At 66.0% G+C, this 19347-nt stretch carries 19 protein-coding genes; 6 read left to right on the top strand and 13 right to left on the bottom strand.

The window, feature by feature from the left end; translation table 11 throughout:
* Positions 1 to 22 precede the first annotated feature (22 nt).
* The 3 genes from ACZZZM_RS13245 to ACZZZM_RS13255 are packed head-to-tail and all read right to left on the bottom strand — an operon-like array spanning position 23 to position 3657.
* Positions 23 to 652: an EF-hand domain-containing protein gene (locus ACZZZM_RS13245; protein WP_463595556.1), complete on the bottom strand. Its 630-nt coding sequence runs from the start codon at positions 650 to 652 to the stop codon at positions 23 to 25.
* Positions 653 to 709: 57 nt separating this feature from the next.
* Positions 710 to 1549, bottom strand: coding sequence for a subclass B3 metallo-beta-lactamase (gene bla, locus ACZZZM_RS13250; protein WP_463595557.1), 840 nt, complete (start codon positions 1547 to 1549; stop codon positions 710 to 712).
* Complete coding sequence (locus ACZZZM_RS13255) at positions 1549 to 3657, bottom strand: ComEC/Rec2 family competence protein (RefSeq protein ID WP_463596445.1); 2109 nt, start codon at positions 3655 to 3657, stop codon at positions 1549 to 1551. The genes bla and ACZZZM_RS13255 overlap by 1 nt, the downstream gene beginning before the upstream one ends.
* A 43-nt stretch (positions 3658 to 3700) precedes the next feature.
* On the opposite strand from ACZZZM_RS13255, the gene gltX reads away from it, so the two are divergent.
* Genes gltX through ACZZZM_RS13270 form a run of 3 tightly spaced genes read left to right on the top strand, consistent with a single transcriptional unit; the run spans position 3701 to position 6766 of the window.
* Positions 3701 to 5155: a glutamate--tRNA ligase gene (gene gltX, locus ACZZZM_RS13260; protein WP_463596446.1), complete on the top strand. Its 1455-nt coding sequence runs from the start codon at positions 3701 to 3703 to the stop codon at positions 5153 to 5155.
* 56 nt (positions 5156 to 5211) lie between these two features.
* Positions 5212 to 6495, top strand: a complete 1284-nt coding sequence (locus ACZZZM_RS13265; protein ID WP_463595558.1) for a citrate synthase — start codon at positions 5212 to 5214, stop codon at positions 6493 to 6495.
* Positions 6496 to 6523: 28 nt separating this feature from the next.
* Positions 6524 to 6766, top strand: coding sequence for a hypothetical protein (locus ACZZZM_RS13270; RefSeq protein WP_463595559.1), 243 nt, complete (start codon positions 6524 to 6526; stop codon positions 6764 to 6766).
* Positions 6767 to 6769: 3 nt separating this feature from the next.
* Here the strand turns inward: ACZZZM_RS13270 and ACZZZM_RS13275 are convergent, their stop codons facing one another.
* The 3 genes from ACZZZM_RS13275 to ACZZZM_RS13285 form a co-directional block, all read right to left on the bottom strand.
* Complete coding sequence (locus ACZZZM_RS13275) at positions 6770 to 8464, bottom strand: flotillin family protein (protein ID WP_463595560.1); 1695 nt, start codon at positions 8462 to 8464, stop codon at positions 6770 to 6772.
* Positions 8465 to 8494: 30 nt separating this feature from the next.
* Positions 8495 to 9112 carry an OB-fold-containig protein gene (locus tag ACZZZM_RS13280; protein ID WP_463595561.1) on the bottom strand — a complete coding sequence of 206 codons (618 nt, stop codon included), beginning with the start codon at positions 9110 to 9112 and terminating at the stop codon, positions 8495 to 8497.
* A gap of 112 nt (positions 9113 to 9224) precedes the next feature.
* Positions 9225 to 10739 carry a serine hydrolase domain-containing protein gene (locus ACZZZM_RS13285; RefSeq protein WP_463595562.1) on the bottom strand — a complete coding sequence of 505 codons (1515 nt, stop codon included), beginning with the start codon at positions 10737 to 10739 and terminating at the stop codon, positions 9225 to 9227.
* Between the two features lie 119 nt (positions 10740 to 10858).
* Here ACZZZM_RS13285 and ACZZZM_RS13290 point away from each other — a divergent pair, with 119 nt between their 5' ends.
* On the top strand, positions 10859 to 11179 hold the full coding sequence (locus ACZZZM_RS13290) for a hypothetical protein (RefSeq protein WP_463595563.1): 321 nt from the start codon (positions 10859 to 10861) through the stop codon (positions 11177 to 11179).
* Between the two features lie 239 nt (positions 11180 to 11418).
* Here the strand turns inward: ACZZZM_RS13290 and ACZZZM_RS13295 are convergent, their stop codons facing one another.
* From ACZZZM_RS13295 to ACZZZM_RS13320, 6 genes are all read right to left on the bottom strand, one after another.
* Positions 11419 to 11796: a hypothetical protein gene (locus ACZZZM_RS13295; RefSeq protein WP_463595564.1), complete on the bottom strand. Its 378-nt coding sequence runs from the start codon at positions 11794 to 11796 to the stop codon at positions 11419 to 11421.
* The gene (locus tag ACZZZM_RS13300; protein WP_463595565.1) at positions 11793 to 12143 is read right to left on the bottom strand and encodes a hypothetical protein; all 351 of its coding nucleotides are present in this window, start codon (positions 12141 to 12143) and stop codon (positions 11793 to 11795) included. The genes ACZZZM_RS13295 and ACZZZM_RS13300 overlap by 4 nt, the downstream gene beginning before the upstream one ends.
* A gap of 88 nt (positions 12144 to 12231) precedes the next feature.
* On the bottom strand, positions 12232 to 13623 hold the full coding sequence (locus ACZZZM_RS13305) for a sensor histidine kinase (RefSeq protein WP_463595566.1): 1392 nt from the start codon (positions 13621 to 13623) through the stop codon (positions 12232 to 12234).
* Complete coding sequence (locus tag ACZZZM_RS13310) at positions 13624 to 14727, bottom strand: DUF2336 domain-containing protein (protein WP_463595567.1); 1104 nt, start codon at positions 14725 to 14727, stop codon at positions 13624 to 13626.
* A 25-nt stretch (positions 14728 to 14752) separates the two neighbouring features.
* Positions 14753 to 15940 (bottom strand): hypothetical protein, encoded by a 1188-nt coding sequence (locus tag ACZZZM_RS13315; protein ID WP_463595568.1) that lies wholly within the window; start codon positions 15938 to 15940, stop codon positions 14753 to 14755.
* Between the two features lie 24 nt (positions 15941 to 15964).
* The gene (locus ACZZZM_RS13320) at positions 15965 to 17161 is read right to left on the bottom strand and encodes an exo-beta-N-acetylmuramidase NamZ family protein (RefSeq protein ID WP_463595569.1); all 1197 of its coding nucleotides are present in this window, start codon (positions 17159 to 17161) and stop codon (positions 15965 to 15967) included.
* Positions 17162 to 17338: 177 nt separating this feature from the next.
* Between ACZZZM_RS13320 and ACZZZM_RS13325 the strand changes: the two genes are divergently transcribed.
* Positions 17339 to 17845, top strand: a complete 507-nt coding sequence (locus ACZZZM_RS13325; RefSeq protein ID WP_463595570.1) for a DUF4126 family protein — start codon at positions 17339 to 17341, stop codon at positions 17843 to 17845.
* A 23-nt stretch (positions 17846 to 17868) separates the two neighbouring features.
* Here ACZZZM_RS13325 and ACZZZM_RS13330 read toward each other — a convergent pair whose 3' ends face one another.
* Entirely contained in the window at positions 17869 to 18360 is a 492-nt protein-coding gene (locus ACZZZM_RS13330) for a DOMON-like domain-containing protein (protein WP_463595571.1), read from the bottom strand.
* Positions 18361 to 18454: 94 nt separating this feature from the next.
* On the opposite strand from ACZZZM_RS13330, the gene map reads away from it, so the two are divergent.
* Positions 18455 to 19282: a type I methionyl aminopeptidase gene (gene map / locus ACZZZM_RS13335; protein WP_463595572.1), complete on the top strand. Its 828-nt coding sequence runs from the start codon at positions 18455 to 18457 to the stop codon at positions 19280 to 19282.
* The last annotated feature ends 65 nt before the right edge of the window (positions 19283 to 19347 follow it).

Raw genomic sequence — 19347 nt, forward strand, 5'->3', positions numbered from 1 at the left:
GCGGCGGTTCCGGCGGCCGCCCTCAGCGCAGATATTCGTTCCAGCTAACCTGCCCGTCGCGGTTGCGGTCGAGCTCTACAAACGAGGCGAGCTTCGGAGCAGGATCGAGGAAGCGGGTCTTCATCGCACTGGCATATTCGGCCGCATCCAAGCTGCCGTCGCCATCGCGGTCCAGCGCTGCATATCCCCGGCGATAAAATGCCTTCCGGTCCGCGGTATATTCCGCCCGGTTCGCCAGTCCGTCATGGTCCCGATCCAGCGCCGCGAAGTGCGGACGGTGCTGGCAGACGGCGAAGTGCCGCGCTCCGCCAGCCCAGCGCTCCCGCCGCAAGGGTAGCGCCAGCGTGCAATCGGAGGTCTCCCCGGCCAGTTCCGCCTGGACCAACACCCCATCGCGATTGCGGTCCAGCGCTTCGAACCCCGCGGAAAAGTCCGGCGCCGAAGCCACCGGAGTTACGATCGCTACCGCCACGATTGCCGCCAAAACCGCCAGCGGGACCAGCGGCGAAGGCCGCCGCGCCAACCGCGCATCGACAAACCCGCGCACCGCGGCGCTCACGGTGATGCCCTCGATCCGGCACCGTTCGGCAAAAGCCTGCTTCGTCGCGAATGGCAGCCGAACCTCGATGGTCTCGCTCTTCTTGCTCGTCATGGCCTCAATCAGCCACGCGCCGCCGGTCATGAAAAGCAAAACCTTGTCCGGACACAGTCATTTGCTCTGCTTGGCCAGTTCCGCCTCGAACGCCGCCGCGGCCGCCGCAACGCGGCGCTGCAGCTCGCCCGAATCGACGAACGCCCGCGCATCGCCCGCCACTAGCCGCTGCCGCTTCGCCTCCATGCTGAACCCCTCGGGATGGAAGTTGAGGAAGATATCGGCCTTGAGCGTCTTCAATTTGGCAAACGTCGCCCGGAAGTCGCTGGCCGCCGTATCATAGCCTTGCCCCGGCTTCAGCGGTTGCCCCGCCACGGTGATGCTGCAGGCGAAGATCAAGTCGAGCCCGCCACTGCGCATCGTCCAGCTCGTGCAGCCCTGGGTATGGCCTGGAGTGAGCCACGTCACCAGGTCGGTCCCGCCCAGCCGGATATGCTCACCATCGGCGATCACGCGATCGACCTTTACCGCCGGAAAGGGCGGCAAATCGGTGCGCCCAAGCGTCTTGCCCTGCTCGAGCCCTGGCTTGTCGCCTGCGCTGGCAAGCAGTTGCGCGCCGGTCCGCCGCTTGAGCTCCGCCAGCCCTCCGGCGTGATCGAAATGCGCGTGGTTGATCAGCAGGTAGCGCACGTCTTTGAGCCGGAAGCCGAGCGCCTCGATATTCGCCGCGATCTGCTTGGGGCTTTGCGGCACTGCGCCATCGATCAGCACATGCCCCGCGGGATCGGTGATCAGATAGGCCGATAGCCCCGCCGTCCCGACATAATAGACATTGTCCGCGATCTTGAACGGCGCCGTCGGCCGGTTCCATTCAGCGACCTGCTTCTCCCAGCCAGCCTGAGCGAATGCGCAAGGCGAGGCCAGCAGCGAGGCGGCCATCAGAATCGTTCGAAGCATCATCTCTCCCTCTGCCGCTCAAATGGCGGCTGCACGGTCGGCGGGTCAATCCACGGATGCGACGAGCCGCTCCGCACTGTCGTCACGCGCCCGCTTGCAAACTCGATCGCCACACCGCCCGTCCGCGCCAGCCCCTCGCGGTCGAGCTTCAGCCAGCGCGGCACACAGCCCGGTGGCAGCCGCCGCTCGCTCACCACCACGTCGGAGGCGGCGCAAAGCTTCACCATCTCGCGCCACGGCACCAGATAGTTGCTGCGCGTCGCCGCCACCTGCCAGCGCCGCGCACCCGATCGATGCTCGATCACGCAAAGATCCGGGCTGCATCGCGCACTAGGCTCCTCCGCCAGCAGCGCCAGCTCGTCATCCGCGCCGCTATTCTCGCCCAGCATCGATCGCGTGTAGTCCCCCGCCCGGTCGCGCAGCAGCGCCATCCCGCCATCGGCCATGCGGATCGCAAGGTGCCGCCCGTCGCCGGTGACCAGCAGATCTGGCGGCGGCGTGACTAGCGCCCAGACCGCCCCGATCGCCAGCGGCACCCCGCCGGCCCAGCGCGCGCGGGTTCGCCACAATGCCATCCACAGCCCACCCACCAGCATCAGCGCAAATGCCCCGTCAGGCATCGCGGGCAACGCCGCTACTGCGCCCGGCGCAGAGGACGCGGCATGCGCCAGCCACAGCAGGAATTCGAGCGACTTGGCGGTCAGCCACCACGCCGGCGCGCCGAGACCGGCCAGATCGAGGAACAGCGCCAGCGCCTCAAGCGGCATCGTCACGAAGGTCGTCAGCGGGATCGCGACGATATTGGCAAGCGCGCCGTAAATCCCCTGCTTGTGAAAATGATACATGCCGATCGGCATCAGCGCGAGCTCGACTGCGATGCCGGTGAGCAGCAGCGAGCCCATGAAGCGCCCCAGCCGCTTGCCCCAGCCCTCCTCGCGCCGCGAAAACCAGCGCCGCATCCGCGGACTCTCGTGCAGCGCCACGATGACCGTCACCGCGGCGAAGCTCAGCTGGAAGCTCGGTCCGGCAAGCGACTCCGGCCAGAGCAGCAGCACGATCAGCGCGCCTGCCGCCACCAGCCGGAGCGTCAGCGCCTCGCGGCCGACGCTGAGCGCAAGCAGCACCAACAGCGAGGCCACGCACGATCGCACCGTCGGCACGTCCGATCCAGTAAGCAATGTATAGCCAATCGCCGCCAGCGCCCCGGCGCCCGCGGCGATCAGCGGCAGCCGCCAGCGCAGCGCCAATGTCGGACTGAGCGACAACAGCCGCAGCACCAGAAGCATAGCCGCTGCAGTGACTGCAGTGACATGCAGCCCGCTAACCGAAAGCAGATGCGCCAGCCCCGATCGCTGCATGGCTTGCGAATCCGCCTCGGTGATCGCGCCGCGGTCGCCCGTCGCCAGCGCGCTGGCGATCCCGCCCGCGCTCCCGGCAATGTTGCTCTGGATATGCGCGGACAGGCGCGCGCGCAGGTCGGCGCCGGCCTCCTCCCCTGGCTCCACAATTTCCACCGGTGCAAAGCCCTTGCCGGTCGCGCCCAGCTTCGAGAACCAAGCGACGCGCGCGAAATTATACGCGCCGGGCACCGAAGGCGCTGGCGGCGGCATCAGCCGCGCACGCAGCCTGACCGTTGCACCCCGCGCCAGCCCCGCGGGCACATCGCCCTCCGCGAGATTGACGCGCACTCGCGGCGGCAGATCGGCCCGCGTCAGATCGAGCGTCACTCGCACCATCTCGCGCGCCGGGAGCCGCTCGACGCGCTCGACCTGCCCCTCCAGCATCACCACAGCAGGCCGCGCCAGCACCGGCGCCGCCACGCTCTCCGCCCGCCACCAGATCAGCGCGCACCCGATTGCAGCTGCCAGCGCGCCAATCGCAATCACGCGTGCCGCCCTGCTGCTTCCCGATGCCGCCAAGCCCGCCAGCGCCACTGCCCCTGCGCCCGTGATGAATCCGGCCCATCGCGTCGCATCTGGAAGTACGAACCACGCCGCTACCCCCGCGCCGAGCATCACCGGCAGCCACAGCAATAATTGCTCGCGTTCGGCTTCCAGCCAGCACTCAAGCCCTTCGCAGCACTGGCGAAACAGCCGCCGCACTCCCATTTGTAGGGAGCCAAGCCCCATGCTAGGGGCGCGCTCGGTGGCGATGTCGGCCATCGGTTTTCGAGACTGGGAGCACGCGCGGTTGAGCGCAACTAACGATACCGCCAGATCGGTCGTGACGCGCTTCGCGCCGTCGCCCACCGGCTATTTGCACATCGGCGGCGCACGCACTGCGCTGTTCAACCTGCTCTTCGCGCGCCATCACGGCGGCAAGTTCCTGCTGCGCATCGAGGATACCGATCGCGCGCGCTCCACCCAGCCGGCGATCGACGCGATCCTCGATGGCATGACCTGGCTAGGGCTCGATTGGGACGGCGAGGTCACCTATCAATTCGCCCGCGCCGATCGCCATGCCGCAGTCGCGCACGCGATGGTCGAGGCGGGCGCGGCCTATCGCTGCTACCTCACTCAGGACGAGCTCGCCGCGATGCGCGAGGAGGCGCAGGCCGCCAAGAAGCCGCTGCGCATCCGCTCGCCTTGGCGCGACAGGGCCAATGACAGCGACGCACCCTTCGTGGTCCGCCTCAAGGCGCCGACCGAAGGCGCCACCACGATCCAGGATCTCGTCCAGGGCGAAGTGACGGTCCAGAACAGCGAAATCGACGATCTCGTCCTGCTCCGCTCGGACGGCACCCCAACCTATATGCTCGCGGTGGTCGTCGACGATCATGACATGGGCGTGACGCATGTCATCCGCGGCGACGATCACTTGAACAACGCCTTCCGCCAGCTGCCGATCTACCGGGCAATGGGCTGGCCCGAGCCGCATTATGCGCACATCCCGCTGATCCACGGCTCGGATGGCGCCAAGCTCTCGAAGCGCCACGGCGCGCTTGGCGTCGATGCCTATCGCGACGAGATGGGACTGCTCCCTGAAGCGGTCTCGAATTATCTGCTCCGTCTCGGCTGGGGCCATGGCGACGACGAGATCATCAGCCGCGAACAGGCGATCGAGTGGTTCAATCTCGCAGGTGTCGGTAAATCACCAAGCCGGTTCGATCAAAAGAAGCTCGAGAACCTGAACGGTCATTATATCCGTCAGACCAATGACGCGGTGCTGGCCGATCTGGTTGCCGCCCGCCTGCCCTTCGAAACCAGCGGATCGCAGCGTGATCTTCTGCGCCGCAGCATGCCCGCATTGAAGCCGCGCGCCGCGAATCTCCTTGAGTTGACCGAGAATGCCGGCTTTCTATTTCGCACTCGCCCACTGGAAATGGACCCAGATGCGGCAGCTCTGCTAGAAGGCGATGCGCGAGACCGTCTCGCCCGGCTGCACGCGGCGCTTGACGCGGTCGAAAGCTGGGATACGGAAGCGCTCGAAGCGGCGGTACGCACCGTTGCGGAAGATGCGGGAGTGAAGCTCGGCGCGGCCGCGCAGCCATTGCGCGCGGCGCTCGTTGGGCGAAAGACCTCGCCGGGCATCTTCGACGTCCTGGCATTGCTGGGCCGCGAGGAAAGCCTGGGCCGCATCGCAGACCAGATGCCCCTGCCCGGCTAGGGCAGAACACGAATTGACGTTCCGGTCTGAGCGCCGGCCAACCAAGGACGACCAATATGAGCGACACCGCCAAGCTGCAGGTCCCGGGGAAAGAAGTAGAATATCCGATCCTCGCGGGCAGCACCGGCCCCGACGTCGTCGACATCCGCAAGCTCTACGCCAACACCGGCATGTTCACTTATGATCCGGGCTTCACCTCCACCGCGTCGTGCGAATCCGGCCTGACCTATATCGACGGTGACGAAGGCGTTCTCCTCCATCGTGGCTATCCGATCGGCCAGCTCGCCGAGGAATCGTCGTTCATGGAGGTCAGCTATCTGCTGCTCAACGGCGAATTGCCGAGCCAGGACGAGCTCAACAACTTCACCAATACGATCACCCGCCACACCATGCTGCACGAGCAGCTCGCGACCTTCTATCGCGGGTTCCGCCGCGATGCGCATCCGATGGCAGTGATGTGCGGCGTCGCCGGCGCGCTTTCGGCCTTCTATCACGATTCGACCGACATCACCGATCCCAAGCAGCGCATGATCGCGTCGCACCGGCTGATCGCCAAGATGCCGACGATTGCGGCGATGGCGTACAAGTACAGCGTCGGCCAGCCGTTCCTCTATCCCGACAACAACCTCTCCTACACCGGCAATTTCCTGCGCATGACCTTCGGCGTTCCCGCCGAGGAATATGTCGTCAACCCGGTCGTCGAAAAGGCGCTGGACCGGATCTTCATCCTCCATGCCGATCACGAGCAGAACGCCTCGACCTCGACCGTGCGCCTTGCCGGTTCGTCGGGCGCCAATCCCTTCGCGTGCATCGCGGCGGGCATCGCGTGCCTGTGGGGGCCCGCGCATGGCGGCGCCAATGAAGCCGCGCTCAACATGCTGCACGAGATCGGAACGCCCGATCGCATCCCGGAATTCATCGCCCGCGCCAAGGACAAGAACGATCCGTTCCGCCTGATGGGCTTCGGCCACCGCGTGTATAAGAACTACGATCCCCGCGCGACCGTCATGCAGAAGACCGTCCGCGAGGTGTTCAAGGAGCTCAACGTCACCGATCCGGTGTTCGAAGTCGCGCTTCAGCTTGAGGAAATGGCGCTCAAGGACCCGTATTTCGTCGAGAAGAAGCTCTTCCCGAACGTCGATTTCTATTCGGGCGTGATCCTCTCGGCGATTGGCTTCCCGACCACGATGTTCACTGCGCTCTTCGCTCTCGCCCGCACCGTCGGCTGGGTCGCGCAGTGGAACGAAATGATCTCGGATCCCGAGCAGAAGATCGGCCGCCCGCGCCAGCTTTACACCGGCCCGACGCAGCGCGATTATGTGAGCGTCGACAAGCGCTGATTATATCTGGCGCGGAGGAGAAATACCGATGCGCCAGAATATACTGATCTTCGCCGGTATGCTCGGCGTTCTGTTCGGCGTGCTGTTCATGCTCCAGGGCCTCGGCATCGTCCGCTGGCCGGCGAGCAGCAGCATGATCGATCAGCGCGTCTGGCTGTGGCGCGGCCTCGTGCTTGCAGTCGTCGGGGCGATCCTGATCGGCGGCGCCCGCCTCGTGCCCACCCGCGCTGAGCGCAAGGCACGCCGCGATGCGGAGCGCGACCGGCCTTAGGGATCAGTCCTTGGCGGGCGGCTCTCCGCCCGTGGGTTGCGCAGCCGCAGGCGCTGCAGCCCCGGCCAATATCCCGTTGAGATTGCCGCCGGACATGCCGATCTCGGCCATCAGCGCATCGATCAGCGGACCGCCGACGCGGTAACGCATCGCCGCCGCTACTGCTGAATCCGCCAAATTGCCGGTCGCGGCGGCACCGTCGGGCGCCCCGGCATCACCATGCAGCCCCCGCGCGTCGAGGATCGAGATCTTGTCGATCTGCTCCATCGGCTTGCTCGCCGCAGCGATGATCCCCGGCAGCGCCTCGAGCATCGCCTTGCGCACGAGCAACGCCGTCTGCGTGTCGTTGAGCACATTGGTCGCCTCGTTGATCGCCGACTGACCCGCGGCATCGACCTTGAACGCCGCCGCACGGCCCTCGGCGCGGGCCTTCTCGGCATCCGCCTCGGCATTGGCTTCGGTGCGCAGCGCCGCCGCGCGGGCCTCGGCGGCCTCCTTCTCAGCCGTTGCCGCAACCGTGATCTGGACCGCCTCTTCCTGCGCGCGCTGCGTAGCCGCGATGACCGCGACATTCTTGTCGCGATTGGCGATTTCGGTGGCCTTGGCGGTCTGGACGCTTTCCTCGGCGCGCACGGCGAGCGCGCGCGCTTCGTTGGCTGCGGCGGTCGCCGTCGATTCCTCTTCGGACTTCTGCGCGGTCTGCACCGCGGTGGTGATGCGCGCGATCTCGATCGTCCGGTCGCGTTCGATCGTTGCAGTCTGAACCGCACCGTCGCGGGCGATGGTCGCGGTCTGGATCACCTTGTCGGCCTCGGTCTGGGCGACGGTCTGCGCCTGCTCAGCATTGATCCGCGCGATCTCGGCAAGCCGCGTCTGCTCGGCCTCGGCCGTCGCAATCGCCGTCGCCTGCTCCGCCCGCCGTGCCGCCAGCGTCTGCTCCTGCGTCAGCCGCGCCTGCTCGGCCTCCTGCGCAATCGCCAGCGACTGGTTGTTGGCATCCAGATTGCGCTGCTCGATCTCGACGCGGTTGGTCGCAACGATGTCGTTGCGGATTTTCTTGCGCTCCTCGATCGTGCGCGTGAGCACCGTCAGCCCTTCGGCATCGAAGGCATTATTCTCGTTGAAATGCTCGAACGCAGTCTGGTCGAAATGGGTGATGCTGACCGATTCGAGCTGGAAGCCGTTCATGTCCAGATCGGTCATCAGCGCTTCCTGGACCTTCTGGATAAAGTCGGCGCGATTGGCGTGGAGATGCTCCATCGTCATCGTCGCCGCCACCGAGCGCAGGGCCGAGACCAGCTTACCGTCAAGCAGCGACTTCACTGCATCCGGGCTGTTGACCGACTCGCCCAAAGTCTGGGCGGCGGCCGCGATCGACGAGGCATCGGGCTTCACCTTGATGTGAAACAGCCCGACGACATCGACGCGGAGCTTGTCGAGCGTGATCAGCGCATCCTTGTTGAGGCGGGACACCTCAAGCTTCACCGTCGTCAGCCGCACCTGCATCAGTTCGTGCAGCACTGGGATGACCATGATCCCGCCGTTGAGCACCACCTTCTCGCCGCCGAATCCGGTGCGGATCAGTGCCACATCCTTGGTCGCGCGGCGATAGAGACGCGTCAGGATGATCCCGATGACCACCAGCGCGACCAGCACGATGCCGGCATAGATCAGGATATTCAGCAACGGTCCGGCCACGAAACCCTCCCCAGAGTTTGAAAACATTGTCTAGATTGCCCCAAGTCTTGAATTGGCATCGGGCACCGCAAAGAAAAGCTGGCCCTGCTTGCGAACCAGCAATGCGGTTTCGCCCTGTGCGACGACTTCGTCATCGTCATGCGGCTCGATCATCACATAATGCGCCTGGCCATGATCATCGACGACCTTGGCCCGCGCCGGATGCCCGCGCGACGCCGCGCCCTCGAGCACCACCCCACGCCGCATCAGCAATTCCTCAGCGTCGATCACGGTCGATTCGAACGCCGGGAAGATGCGCGAGAGACCCGCGGCGGCGAAAATATTGAGGATGATCGCCGGCACGATCGCTGCCAGGCTGGCAAGCCCCCAGTGCAGCGGGGTACCGCTCATCGCCGTCGCGATCTGCTGCACGGCGAACCCGCTCAAGGTGAACAGGCCGAGCAGCGAGGTCAGCCAGATCAGGATCGGCAGGCCCGGCCCCAGCCCGAGCCAATCGAGTAGCGATCCCCCGCCATCGGCGTCCAGATCGGCGTCGAAGTGAAGATCGCCGAAGCCCAGCCCGAATGCCTCGATCGCGCCGATTCCGAGCATCACGACAAAGGCGATGACGAAGGGCGCGTAATCGGGACTGAGAAGAAGATCGAACACGAAGCGAGCGTAACGAGATCACGGCCAAGAATATAGAGGCGCCGCAAATAGTCTTGGTTAAACAACAGTGTTGGGAAGCGGCGGAGCAGCAGCTTGCGCCCCGCCGCCATGATCAGGGCTCGGCCCGGAAGCTCAGCGCCTGCAGGCTGAGTTCCGGCGTCGGCGCGCGCTGGACGCGGCCGGCGATTTTGCCCGTGGCGCAAGTCCAGCTGAAAATGCCTTCCATCGCCGAAATGGGCGTGATCGCCTCGCCCATCGCGCATTTGCCGACCGTCGCCTTGGCCTTGGCGATATCGGCATTCCGCCGCGCGGCATCGCGGTCGAGCAGCATATTGACTGCCAGCGGCGCCTTCTCGGCGTCGCCCGCCTGCCATGCCGCCTTCGCCGCCGCATAGGCGGCCGCCAGCCCCTCGGACACCGGCAGCGCGCGCGCCGGCGCCAGCCCGGCCTTGCGGAGCGCGATCAGCGCCTGCGTCGCAGGCAGCGCCGGTCCGGCATAGGTGCGATTGGCGAAGGCGAAGATGCCGATCCCGGCCTCGGGCATCAGGATCACCGTCGAGCCATAGCCGGGATAGCCGCCGCCATGCTGGAGGATGCGGCCGAGGTCGCAATCCTCGATCACGTTCCAGCCCTTCCCGTACGCTACCGCCATCCGGCACGGCGCACCCAACGCAGCCGGCCGATCGCGCGCCACCGCAAAGTTCGCGCCCTCCACGATCTCGCGCACGGTGCCGCGCTTCACCACGCCCGCATCCGCTCCGTCCCGCGCAGGCCAGGCGGAGAGCAGGAACGAGACCCAGCGCCAATAATCGTTTGCCGTGGTCTGCAGCCCTCCCATCGCCCCGAAGGCGCCGTCGGCCATGTCGGGCTCGCGTACCCAGGCCTCGTCCTGCCAGCGATAGCCGAGCGCCCGCGTGTCCTGCGGCCCGCCGAGCACGTCATAGCCGGTCGATCCCATCCCCAGCGGGCCGATCAGATTGCGCCCGATCCAGTCCTGGTAGCGCGTGCCCGAGACGTTCGAGACGATCCTCCCGAGCGCCGCATAGCCATAATTCGAGTATTCCATTCGGATGCCCGGGGCCTGCGCGAAATTCATGCCCGCCTTGAGCATCTCGGTGAAACCGGCATCGCTCAGCGGCTGCTGGCGATCACCCCAAGGATTGTCCTCTACGAACCCGGCAGTGTGATGCAGCAGGTCGGCGACCCGAATGCGCGGCGAGTCGCTTGTCGGATAGCGCCAGCCCTTCATCTCCGGAATGTAGCGCTCGGCCGGCGCATCGAGCGACAATTTGCCCTGATCGCGCAGCTTCAGGATCGCCAGCGCCGTGAATGCCTTGGACATCGAAGCGATGCGGAAGCGGCTGTCGGCCGTCACCGGATGCTTGCCCTCGACATCCTGGACGCCCAGCCCGCGCACCAGCACCAATTTGCCGTCCTTGACCACGCCGAACACCAGCCCGGGCACGTGCGCGCTCTTCATATAGGCTTCGAAATAGCCGGTAATTTCGGGCGTCAGCGCCTCGATGCTGGCGGCCGTCGCGCTGGCCGGCGCGGCGGGCGCGGTTTGGGCAAGCGCAGGAAGGGAGACGGTCGAAAGCGCGGCAGCAAGGGCAAGGATCTTGGACAAGTCGGTTCTCCGTGGGGCGGAACCTGAACATTGCAGAACAAGTCGATTCAGCAAAGCGACCGAATCGCATGGCTAATGTCGGCAGCTTGCGGGTGAGGAAGCCAAAGAGGAGAGACGACATGCACTTCAAGAAACTGATTGCCGCCGCTGCGCTTGCAGTTCCCGGTATCGCCGGATCGGCCACGGCCGCCAATGCCGCGCCGGTTGCGGCTGCCTCCGCGAGCAGCAGCGTGCTAACCGTGTCGGTTGCCGCCAGCGCGCAGGATTGGCGCAATCGTGGCGATCGCCGCTGGGACCGCCGCAACAATCGCGGCTATGATCGCGGCCGCTACAATCGCAGCCGTCACTATAATCGCGGCCGCAACTACAATCGTGGCCGGGTCTGCTGGACCGAACATCGCCGCCATCAGGGCCGCGTAACGGTCTGCCGCCGCCGCTGATCTGAATTGGGCGCTCGCAGGAAATTGCGGGCGCCCGATTTTCGTCGTGGCCGGACTCAGCTGACCGTTACGATGGAGATCTCCAGTCTGGTCTCCTTGGGACCTGCCAGACCGCTTTCGAAGCAAGCCGCCTCGAACCTGAACATGCCCGTGAACGGGATCACATAGTCGATCGAATAAGGCGGCCCTCTCTTGAGCGAGGCCGCGACCGGCTTCAGCCGGATACGCGAATAAATCCCTTACGGATTTTCAAACGCCGGCGAACACGGGTTCGCCCCCGCGGGCTGTGCCATGGTGATGCGCACGCGCGCACCTTCCACACCCTTGAACACGAACCATCGAAGCTCGCTCGGCTTGGGCGTGACATAGGACCAGCTCTGGCCGGTGCCGATGCAGGGAAGCTGCGTCATCGCATCCGGCAGCCCATGGGTGCACTGCAATTTCGTGCCGAGATAACGGTCGCCGATCTCGCCCCCGACCTTGGCAACTTCATTGACTCCGATCACATAGCGCTCGTCGAGGATCTGCCGGCATCCCCGCGCCTTGAACACCAGGTTCGCGATCGCGTCATATATCGCGGCGTCGGCTGGAGCCGTCGGCCGGTCGTTGCCGATCACGCAGAGCCCGGCACCACCTTGAGGATGATCGGCTCGCTGCCTGCCGTTCCCGCGTCATTGGCGGCAGTCATTCGGGCGACTGCCGGCGCAAGATCGTACAATTCGGTTCCAGGGGGAGCCGCTGGCTTCGCGCGCAGCATCGCCGCACAGCCCTCGGTGATCATCGCTTTTTTCAGCCGCGCCGTCCTGGCGCGCTGTGCCTCGGCAACCTTCACCTGCGCGTTGGCACCAAATTTGGCCTCGAGCGCAAGATTGCTTGCTCCCTCGTCGAACCAGCAGAGCCGGGCGGGAGCAGTCTGTGCCGGCGCGCCGGATGGCGTGGCCGCCAGAAGCAGCAATGTCAGCATTGCACCTCCCCCGTCTCTACGGGCGGAAGGCTATGGGGCCGGATAGGATCTGTCCAGCGAAGCGGCTGCGCCTTGCTGCTGGTGACAACTACGCCCGCAGCGGCAACGAGAACACGAATCGCGCACCCTGTCCCGGCGCACTATCGACGGTCAGGTCGCCCCCCATCGCCCGGGCCAGCCGCCGGGCTATATAGAGCCCCAGTCCCGAGCCACCCGGCTCGCTTGGATCGACGCGTCCGAATTTTTCGAAAATCCGCGCCTGATCCTCCAGCGCGATTCCCTTGCCCTGATCGGCGACGATCACGTGCGCGCACGTCTCGTCCTTCTCCAACCGTATCCACACCTGCCCGCCCGCCGGCGAATAGCGCACCGCATTGCCGATCAGATTGACCAGCACCTGCAGCGCCCGCCGGAATTCCCCGGTAACCGGCAGTATCTCATAGGCCGCAGGCCGATCGATCCGCACTTCGCCTTCGGCCGCGCGCACCGCGAGGAGCCCGGCCGCACGCCGCGCGACATCGGCGAAGTCGATATTTTCAGGCTCGATCCGAAAGTCGTCGCGCTCGATCGCCTGCAGATCTACCAGATCGTCGACCAGCCCGAGCAAATGCCGCCCGGCGCTGGCGATATCTCCGGCATATTCGGCGTAATCGGGCTTGAGCGGCCCTTCGGTCTGCGCGCTGATGCTGTCGGCATTGGCGATGATCGTGCTGAGCGGCGTGCGCAACGCCCGGTCGAGCCGCTGGCTGAACGAGTCGGGAAAGCCGCCAAAGGGTGCCGCAGGCGCGGGCAGCGGCACATCCACCGTCGGCCGCGCCGGGCCGGTATCGAGCATGTGCGCCGCGCCGACGAACCCGGCAAAGCGCCCGCCCGGATCGGCACGCGGCGTCGCATCGAGCCGCACCATCCGCCCGGTCCCGCGAATCTCGGCCTTCTGCCCATCGAACCGTGCCTGCGCGGCGACTGCGCTTAGGATCGGCAGATTGCCGCTCTCATCCTGTTCGAGGCTGAACAGCCGAGTGAGCGGCTGTCCGAGCATCGAGGAGGTATCGAAGCCATAGCGTGCGCCCGCCTCGATCGAGAGGAAGGTGATGCGCAGCGAAGCATCGGTTTCCCACAGCCAGTCCGCCGCCGAGCGGAAGAAATCGCCGTCGCGATCGGGCTCGCTTGCCACCGCCCGCCAGCCCGGCCGCGGCCGCCAGCCGCTGACTTCCAGCCGTACGCCGCCATCCTGCGGCTCGGCGCGCACCCAGAGCTCCAGGTCATCCTCGCCGTCTGCCGCGATCACGTTGCGCGAAATCGCGATCCCCAGCCGCTGCGCCAGCCGTGCCAGCGTCGCGATCTGCGGCACCGCCAGCGGCGCGCCGATCGTTCCGCCCGCGCGGTCGTTCAGCTCGAACAGCCGCGATTCGGCGTCGAGCAGCCGCCCCTCCCCGTCCAGCCGGCCGATCGCCAGCGGCATCGAAGAGTTCGATCGCATTCATTCGGGCTTTGCCGAACGCTCGAGCGCAACCACGGCTGCGCGGTAATCGGGATGCAGCTTGAGCGGCGCCAGCGCCTCGCGCGCCGCCTGCGCGCCGACTGCGGTGATTGCCTCCAGCGTATCGGCAAAGGCTTCGAGATCGCGCCGCGGATCGGCTTCGCACAGCGCATAGCCGATCTGCGCCACCGACTCGCGGCCCAGATCGAGCGCGCGCAGCGCCAGCCACAGCCGATCGGCAGCCGAATCGAGCACGATGTCGCGCCCCAGGGCATAGGGCACGCCCAGCGCATGGCCGAGCAACGCGATGAACAGCACGATCCGCCGGTCGGCGAGCGATTCGACCAGCAGCCCCGGCAGTTCCTGCGGCTGCGCATCGATCGCCGCGGCAAAGCGCATCGCCGTCGCCTCCAGCCGGTCGCTCTCATCATAGGCGGCAAGGCTGCGCTGCGCCGATTCGCTCAGCGCCCGATCGAGCGCATCGCCGCTCTCGCCGACGCGTTCGCGCAAGGCGGCAGCGACCCACCACACCAGCCGGTGATGCAATTCGGCGGGCAAATCGGTCCGCGTAAGCTGTCCCGCATCGGGACTGCCCCGCCTTCGGCTCTCGGCGATCAAAACCGCCATTGCCCCCGCCGCGACCACGCGATCGGGATGCTGGACGAAGCGATTGATCAGGCTCGGCCGCTCCGGATCGTCCGGCGCATGCATCGGCAACGCCTGGCCCATCAATTCCTGGCGAACCCGCGAGACCAGTTCAGCCATCAGATCCTGATCGCGCAGCAGCCCCGATTGCCAAAGCCGCGCCAGGATCGAGCTCGGATCGTTGAGCGCCACCACAAGCGCCGATTCGCCACGCCCATGAAGCAGCCGCACGGCATGCTCGCGCACTTCGCCCTCGACCGTCTCGACCAGTCCGCGCAGCAGCGTCGACAGCCCCGAACGCGTGCGCTCGTCGAGGCGAGCATCCTCGGGCAGAAAGAAATCGTCGATGGCCACATTCAGCCCGCGATACGCGCGCACTTCGGCAGCAGCCGCGCGCGCGAGCAATTTGCCTGCGCCAATGGTGGAGCCATCGCGCGCTTCGGTGGGGGTATCCGACATCCACTCGACCCTAGCGGAAGTGTCCTTAAGAGGAGACTAAGCTTTTTTCACGCGTGGCCTCGATCGCCGCCGCCAAAGTCGCAAACGCATAGACCGCGATTCCGGCCAATCCATATCCGGTGAATCCGGCCAGTGCGAAAGGCGTGAGCAGCAGCAGATGCGCCGAAGGGCTCGCCCACCAGCGCCGGTAGCGAACCTGCACGCGCTCGATCAGTATCTGCGCGCCCAGCCCGAATGCCGCGAACACCATCGGCGTCCAGCTGAACAATATGGCACGCTCGACCCAGCCCAAGAGCAATACGACCGCGCCGAACAACGCTAGGATCGCCCATTCCAGCGCTCGCGCCCGCAGGTCCTCGCCGCGCAGTGCCGCCATCGCCGATGCCGTCGCCAGCGCCGCGGCGGCCACCAGCGAGCCGACCAGTCCGGCGCCTTCCCATTCCATGCCGATCGCCATTAGCGAGAGCAGCGAGACCGCCGCCGCCGCGATCATCAATGCCCAGCCCGGCACGTTGCGCCCGACAAGTTCGGGTAGCACGGCGCGCGCGATCCGCGTGAAGACCCAGCGGTCGGCCCAATCGACGCGCCGCTCGGTCAGCGCCGCGAGCACGCCGGTATTGCGCGCGGCCAGTCCCTCGGCACTGCGCTCGACCGAATGGCCACCGCGCAGCCAGCCCGCGGTGATCGGGATATGCTCGGCATTGGATTGCGCCGCGACGCGGAGCAGCGCCGATTGGAAATCGTAATCCTCGGGCATTTGCGCGATCTGGCCGAGCTGCGCGACCGAGATGCGCGCGATCCCCGCCCAGCTGTCGCGCATGTCGAGCCGCTCGATCGCAGCAGGCGATTCGGCGTCGTCGGTGACGAGCAATGCCTCGCCGCCCTCCGCCGCCATCCGGTCCATCACTGGATCAGTGGTCACCAGCCCGTCCGCGATCACCAGCACGCGCGAGCCATGCTCGAACTTCTCGCCCGCCTCCTCGGCCGAGCGGACGACTTCGACGATCGGATGGCGCTTGGTCGCGCGATTGACTGCCGTAAGCAAAGCCGGCGTCATCTTGCCGACTGCGATCAGCACCTTCTCCGCGCCCGCGCCGGCCAGCAGCCGCACCTGATATTCGAGCAGCGTCATGCCGCCGAACGGCAGCGTCGCGACGAGCGTGCCCGGCCGGTCGCTCGCTTCCTCGACAGCAAAGATCAGCCCCGCCAGCATCGCGTGTCAGCTAAGCGCTTTCATTCAATACAGCAAATGGCGCGCGCGCACTGCTTCCCACGCCGCCTCATCCGGCAATGTCAGCGCGTCCAGGTCCCCCGCCTCGGCCGCCGCATCGTCGACCCATTCGCGCAGCCCGGGCCCGCCATTGATCACATCGATCGCCAGCTTGCCGAACTCATATTCATACGGGAAATCGCGCCACAGGTCGTAATTCGGATAAAGCCGCCGGATCGCCTTGAAGCCAAGTGCCTGCAGCCGCCAAGGCTGGAACGTGACATCGTCATAGGCCGCGCCCTCGGCATGGATGAACACGCCCGAGCAAAGCTGGCCGACATGCTTGTGGAAGGTCGGCTGAAACCAGATGTCGCGCAGCGTGCAGCCGCTGAGCCACTTGGGCGCAAGGCGCAGCATCTCGGCAATCACCTCGCGCGCCGCAATGTCGGGGGCGCCGAACAGCTCCAGCGGTCGCGTCGTCCCGCGTCCCTCGGAGAGGTTGGTCCCCTCGAGCATCACCGTGCCGGCATAAGCCCGCGCCATGTTGACGTTGGCGGCATTGGGGCTCGGATTGATCCACACGCGATCCTGCGGCCAGCCGAAACCCGGCCCCGCCTCAGGCTCCCAGCCCTCCATCTCGACCACGCGATAGTCCACATCGAGCCCGAAATGTGCGATGAACCAATGCCCCATCTCGCCCAGCGTCATCCCGTGCCGCATCGGCATCGGACCGGCGCCGACGAAGCTCTCCCAGCCCGGCAGCAATGTCAGCCCCTCGATCGGCCGCCCCGCCGGATTGGGCCGGTCGAGCACCCACACGCTCTTCTTATGCTGCGCTGCCGCCTCCAGCACGTAGAGCAAAGTCGTCACGAAGGTGTAGATCCGGCAGCCGACGTCCTGAAGGTCGATCAGGATCGTGTCGAACGTCCCCATCGATTGCCCGGTCGGCCGCCGCACTTCGCCATACAGGCTGAACACCGGCATGCCGTAGGTCGGATCGGTAAAGTCGGGCGACTCCATCATGTTGTCCTGCAAATCGCCGCGCACGCCATGCTGCGGCCCGAACATCGCCGAGACCTTCAGCCCCGCCGAGATCAGCGCATCCACCGAATGGGTGAGATCGGCCGTCACCGAAGCGGGATGCGCGAGCAGGGCGACGCGCTGGCCCTTGAGCTGGTCGAGAAGCGCGGGGTCGGCGAGCAGCCGGTCGATACCGAATTTCATGAGGGTGAGGTGCCGGGAGTTGTGAAAGGACGCAAGCCCTCTCGCCCTCACCCTTCCCACTCGCCTTCGCCTCGCGAGCCCTTCCCTCTCCCGTCGGGAGAGGGAAGTGCGAAGCGCCGGAAGGGTGAGGGCGATGATGATTGGGCACCAAACCCCATCCCACCCGTTACCCCCAACATGATCCGATCCATCCTGATGGGCATCGCCGCCGGTGCCCGCGCCATGACGCCTCTTGCAGTCGTTGCAAACGCGGCGCGCACCGGGCAGCTGCCCGCCGATAACGGTGCTCCCAAATTCCTGGCCCATCCGCTCGTATCGCTGGGCGCAACCGCCGTCGCCGCGTATGAAATTGCCGGCGACAAGCAAAAGACCGCGCCGGACAGGATCATTACCCCCGCGGTGATCATCCGCAGCTTCAACGCCGCCTTTGCAGGCATGGCGATGGCGCCGCGCCAGCATCGCTTCGCAGCTGCCGCGATCGCCGGGGGAACGGCGATCCTCGCATCATACCTCACCTTCACTGCCAGGATGCAGGCAATGGACCAGCACGGCCAGGCGTCGACCGGCTTCGTCGAAGATGGCCTGGCCATGTCGACTGCACTTGCCGCGGCGCTGGTCCCCTTTCCGAAGGCGCTCACCGATTATACGACACCGGCCTCACCGGGTCATTCTGGCCCTGCCTGAGGCGGCTGGCGCGGAGCCTCAATTCAAATTTCGAGGGCGAACCCGGCGTCATGATGGAAATCAGGGCGCCCATCGCCATGCGCAAGCGCCCAATAGGATCGGATGCCGCCCGCCTCTTCGATCACCGCGCTGATCCCGGCATGCCATCTCCCGGCAGGCAGGCCGCTCAGATCGACTCGCACGCGCACGCCATCCTCAAGCCGCTCGATAGCCGGGACGGGGATTTCGAGATCGGCCATGCCCGCCCGGTATCCCTCAAAGCGATAAGCGGCCCATGCCGTCGATGGTGAGAAGTTGAACTCGTAATATTCCGGCCCCTCGACCGGCTTCACGAACAGCTCGAAGCAGGTGTGCCGCCACAAATCCGCCGCCCGCACCGGATCGCCAGCCGGTGCCATCAGCACATCCCCGACGACCCGATAGACCAGTTCGATTATGCCACGACGAACCTTGCCCGAAACCGTGACCGAACTGACAGCGACTGGCGGAGACGCGGGATGCGGGAAAAGCTGCATCGAACGTGCCTAGCCCTGCGCCGCCATCCTGCCAACGCCGCCTCGCGATCCGCGGGCAATGGAAAATCCCGCCCGAACAACCTATCTGGCGCCGATGGCCACCTATCAAGACGTCACAGCGAACACGCCCCGCCAGCGCACCGGCGCCATCAAGCTCTACGGCGCAGACGCTTTCGCAGGGATGCGCCACGCCGGCAGGATCGCCGCGGAGACGCTCGACGCCCTCGCCCCGCTCGTCGTTCCGGGCGTCAGCACCGGCGAACTGGACGATTTCGCGCGCGCCGCGATCGAGGCCGCAGGCGCCGTCCCGATCAACGTCGGTTACAAGGGCTATGCCCACGCCACCTGCATTTCGGTCAATCACGTCGTTTGCCACGGCATCCCCGGCAGCAAGGTTCTGGCGGAAGGTGATATCCTCAATATCGACCTGACTGCCGTGGTCGATGGCTGGCATGGCGATACCAGCCGCATGTTTCTGGTTGGCGAAGTCCCGATCAAGGCGCGGCGGCTGGTCGACGTCACTTATGAATGCATGATGCTCGGCATCGAGCAGGCGCGCCCCGGCAATCTTCTCGGCGACATCGGCCATGCGATCCAGCGCCATGCCGAGAAGCATCGTTACGGCGTCGTCCGCGATTTCGTCGGCCATGGCGTCGGCCTGGTCTATCATGACGAGCCCGACGTCTATCATTATGGCCGCCCTGGCACCGGCCCCGAGCTTCGCCCCGGCATGATCTTCACGATCGAGCCGATGATCAATATCGGCAAGCCGGGCATCAAGATCCTCGACGACGAATGGACCGCCGTGACGCGCGATCGCACGCTTTCGGCGCAGTTCGAGCACTCGATCGGCATCACCGAGGATGGGCACGAAATCTTCACGCTCAGCCCCAAAGGGCTCCACCACCCGCCCTATCGCTAAATCCTTGCAATGTAGGATTTCGGCTGCTTGGGCTGAGCTACGGGCATTGCCGGTCGCTCTTTGAA

The sequence above is a fragment of the Sphingomonas sp. AC522 genome, assembly GCF_979258125.1.

What these genes read in the sequence shown, in the direction of transcription:
- ACZZZM_RS13325 (WP_463595570.1), top strand. Translation starts at nt 17,339, where the DNA reads ATGATCCGATCCATCCTGATGGGCATCGCCGCCGGTGCCCGCGCCATG.
- ACZZZM_RS13255 (WP_463596445.1), bottom strand. Translation starts at nt 3,657, where the DNA reads ATGGGAGTGCGGCGGCTGTTTCGCCAGTGCTGCGAAGGGCTTGAGTGC.
- ACZZZM_RS13305 (WP_463595566.1), bottom strand. Translation starts at nt 13,623, where the DNA reads ATGCGATCGAACTCTTCGATGCCGCTGGCGATCGGCCGGCTGGACGGG.
- bla (WP_463595557.1), bottom strand. Translation starts at nt 1,549, where the DNA reads ATGCTTCGAACGATTCTGATGGCCGCCTCGCTGCTGGCCTCGCCTTGC.
- ACZZZM_RS13300 (WP_463595565.1), bottom strand. Translation starts at nt 12,143, where the DNA reads ATGCTGACATTGCTGCTTCTGGCGGCCACGCCATCCGGCGCGCCGGCA.
- ACZZZM_RS13320 (WP_463595569.1), bottom strand. Translation starts at nt 17,161, where the DNA reads ATGAAATTCGGTATCGACCGGCTGCTCGCCGACCCCGCGCTTCTCGAC.
- ACZZZM_RS13265 (WP_463595558.1), top strand. Translation starts at nt 5,212, where the DNA reads ATGAGCGACACCGCCAAGCTGCAGGTCCCGGGGAAAGAAGTAGAATAT.
- ACZZZM_RS13245 (WP_463595556.1), bottom strand. Translation starts at nt 652, where the DNA reads ATGACGAGCAAGAAGAGCGAGACCATCGAGGTTCGGCTGCCATTCGCG.
- ACZZZM_RS13270 (WP_463595559.1), top strand. Translation starts at nt 6,524, where the DNA reads ATGCGCCAGAATATACTGATCTTCGCCGGTATGCTCGGCGTTCTGTTC.
- map (WP_463595572.1), top strand. Translation starts at nt 18,455, where the DNA reads ATGGCCACCTATCAAGACGTCACAGCGAACACGCCCCGCCAGCGCACC.
- ACZZZM_RS13315 (WP_463595568.1), bottom strand. Translation starts at nt 15,940, where the DNA reads ATGCTGGCGGGGCTGATCTTTGCTGTCGAGGAAGCGAGCGACCGGCCG.
- ACZZZM_RS13310 (WP_463595567.1), bottom strand. Translation starts at nt 14,727, where the DNA reads ATGTCGGATACCCCCACCGAAGCGCGCGATGGCTCCACCATTGGCGCA.
- gltX (WP_463596446.1), top strand. Translation starts at nt 3,701, where the DNA reads ATGTCGGCCATCGGTTTTCGAGACTGGGAGCACGCGCGGTTGAGCGCA.
- ACZZZM_RS13290 (WP_463595563.1), top strand. Translation starts at nt 10,859, where the DNA reads ATGCACTTCAAGAAACTGATTGCCGCCGCTGCGCTTGCAGTTCCCGGT.
- ACZZZM_RS13330 (WP_463595571.1), bottom strand. Translation starts at nt 18,360, where the DNA reads ATGCAGCTTTTCCCGCATCCCGCGTCTCCGCCAGTCGCTGTCAGTTCG.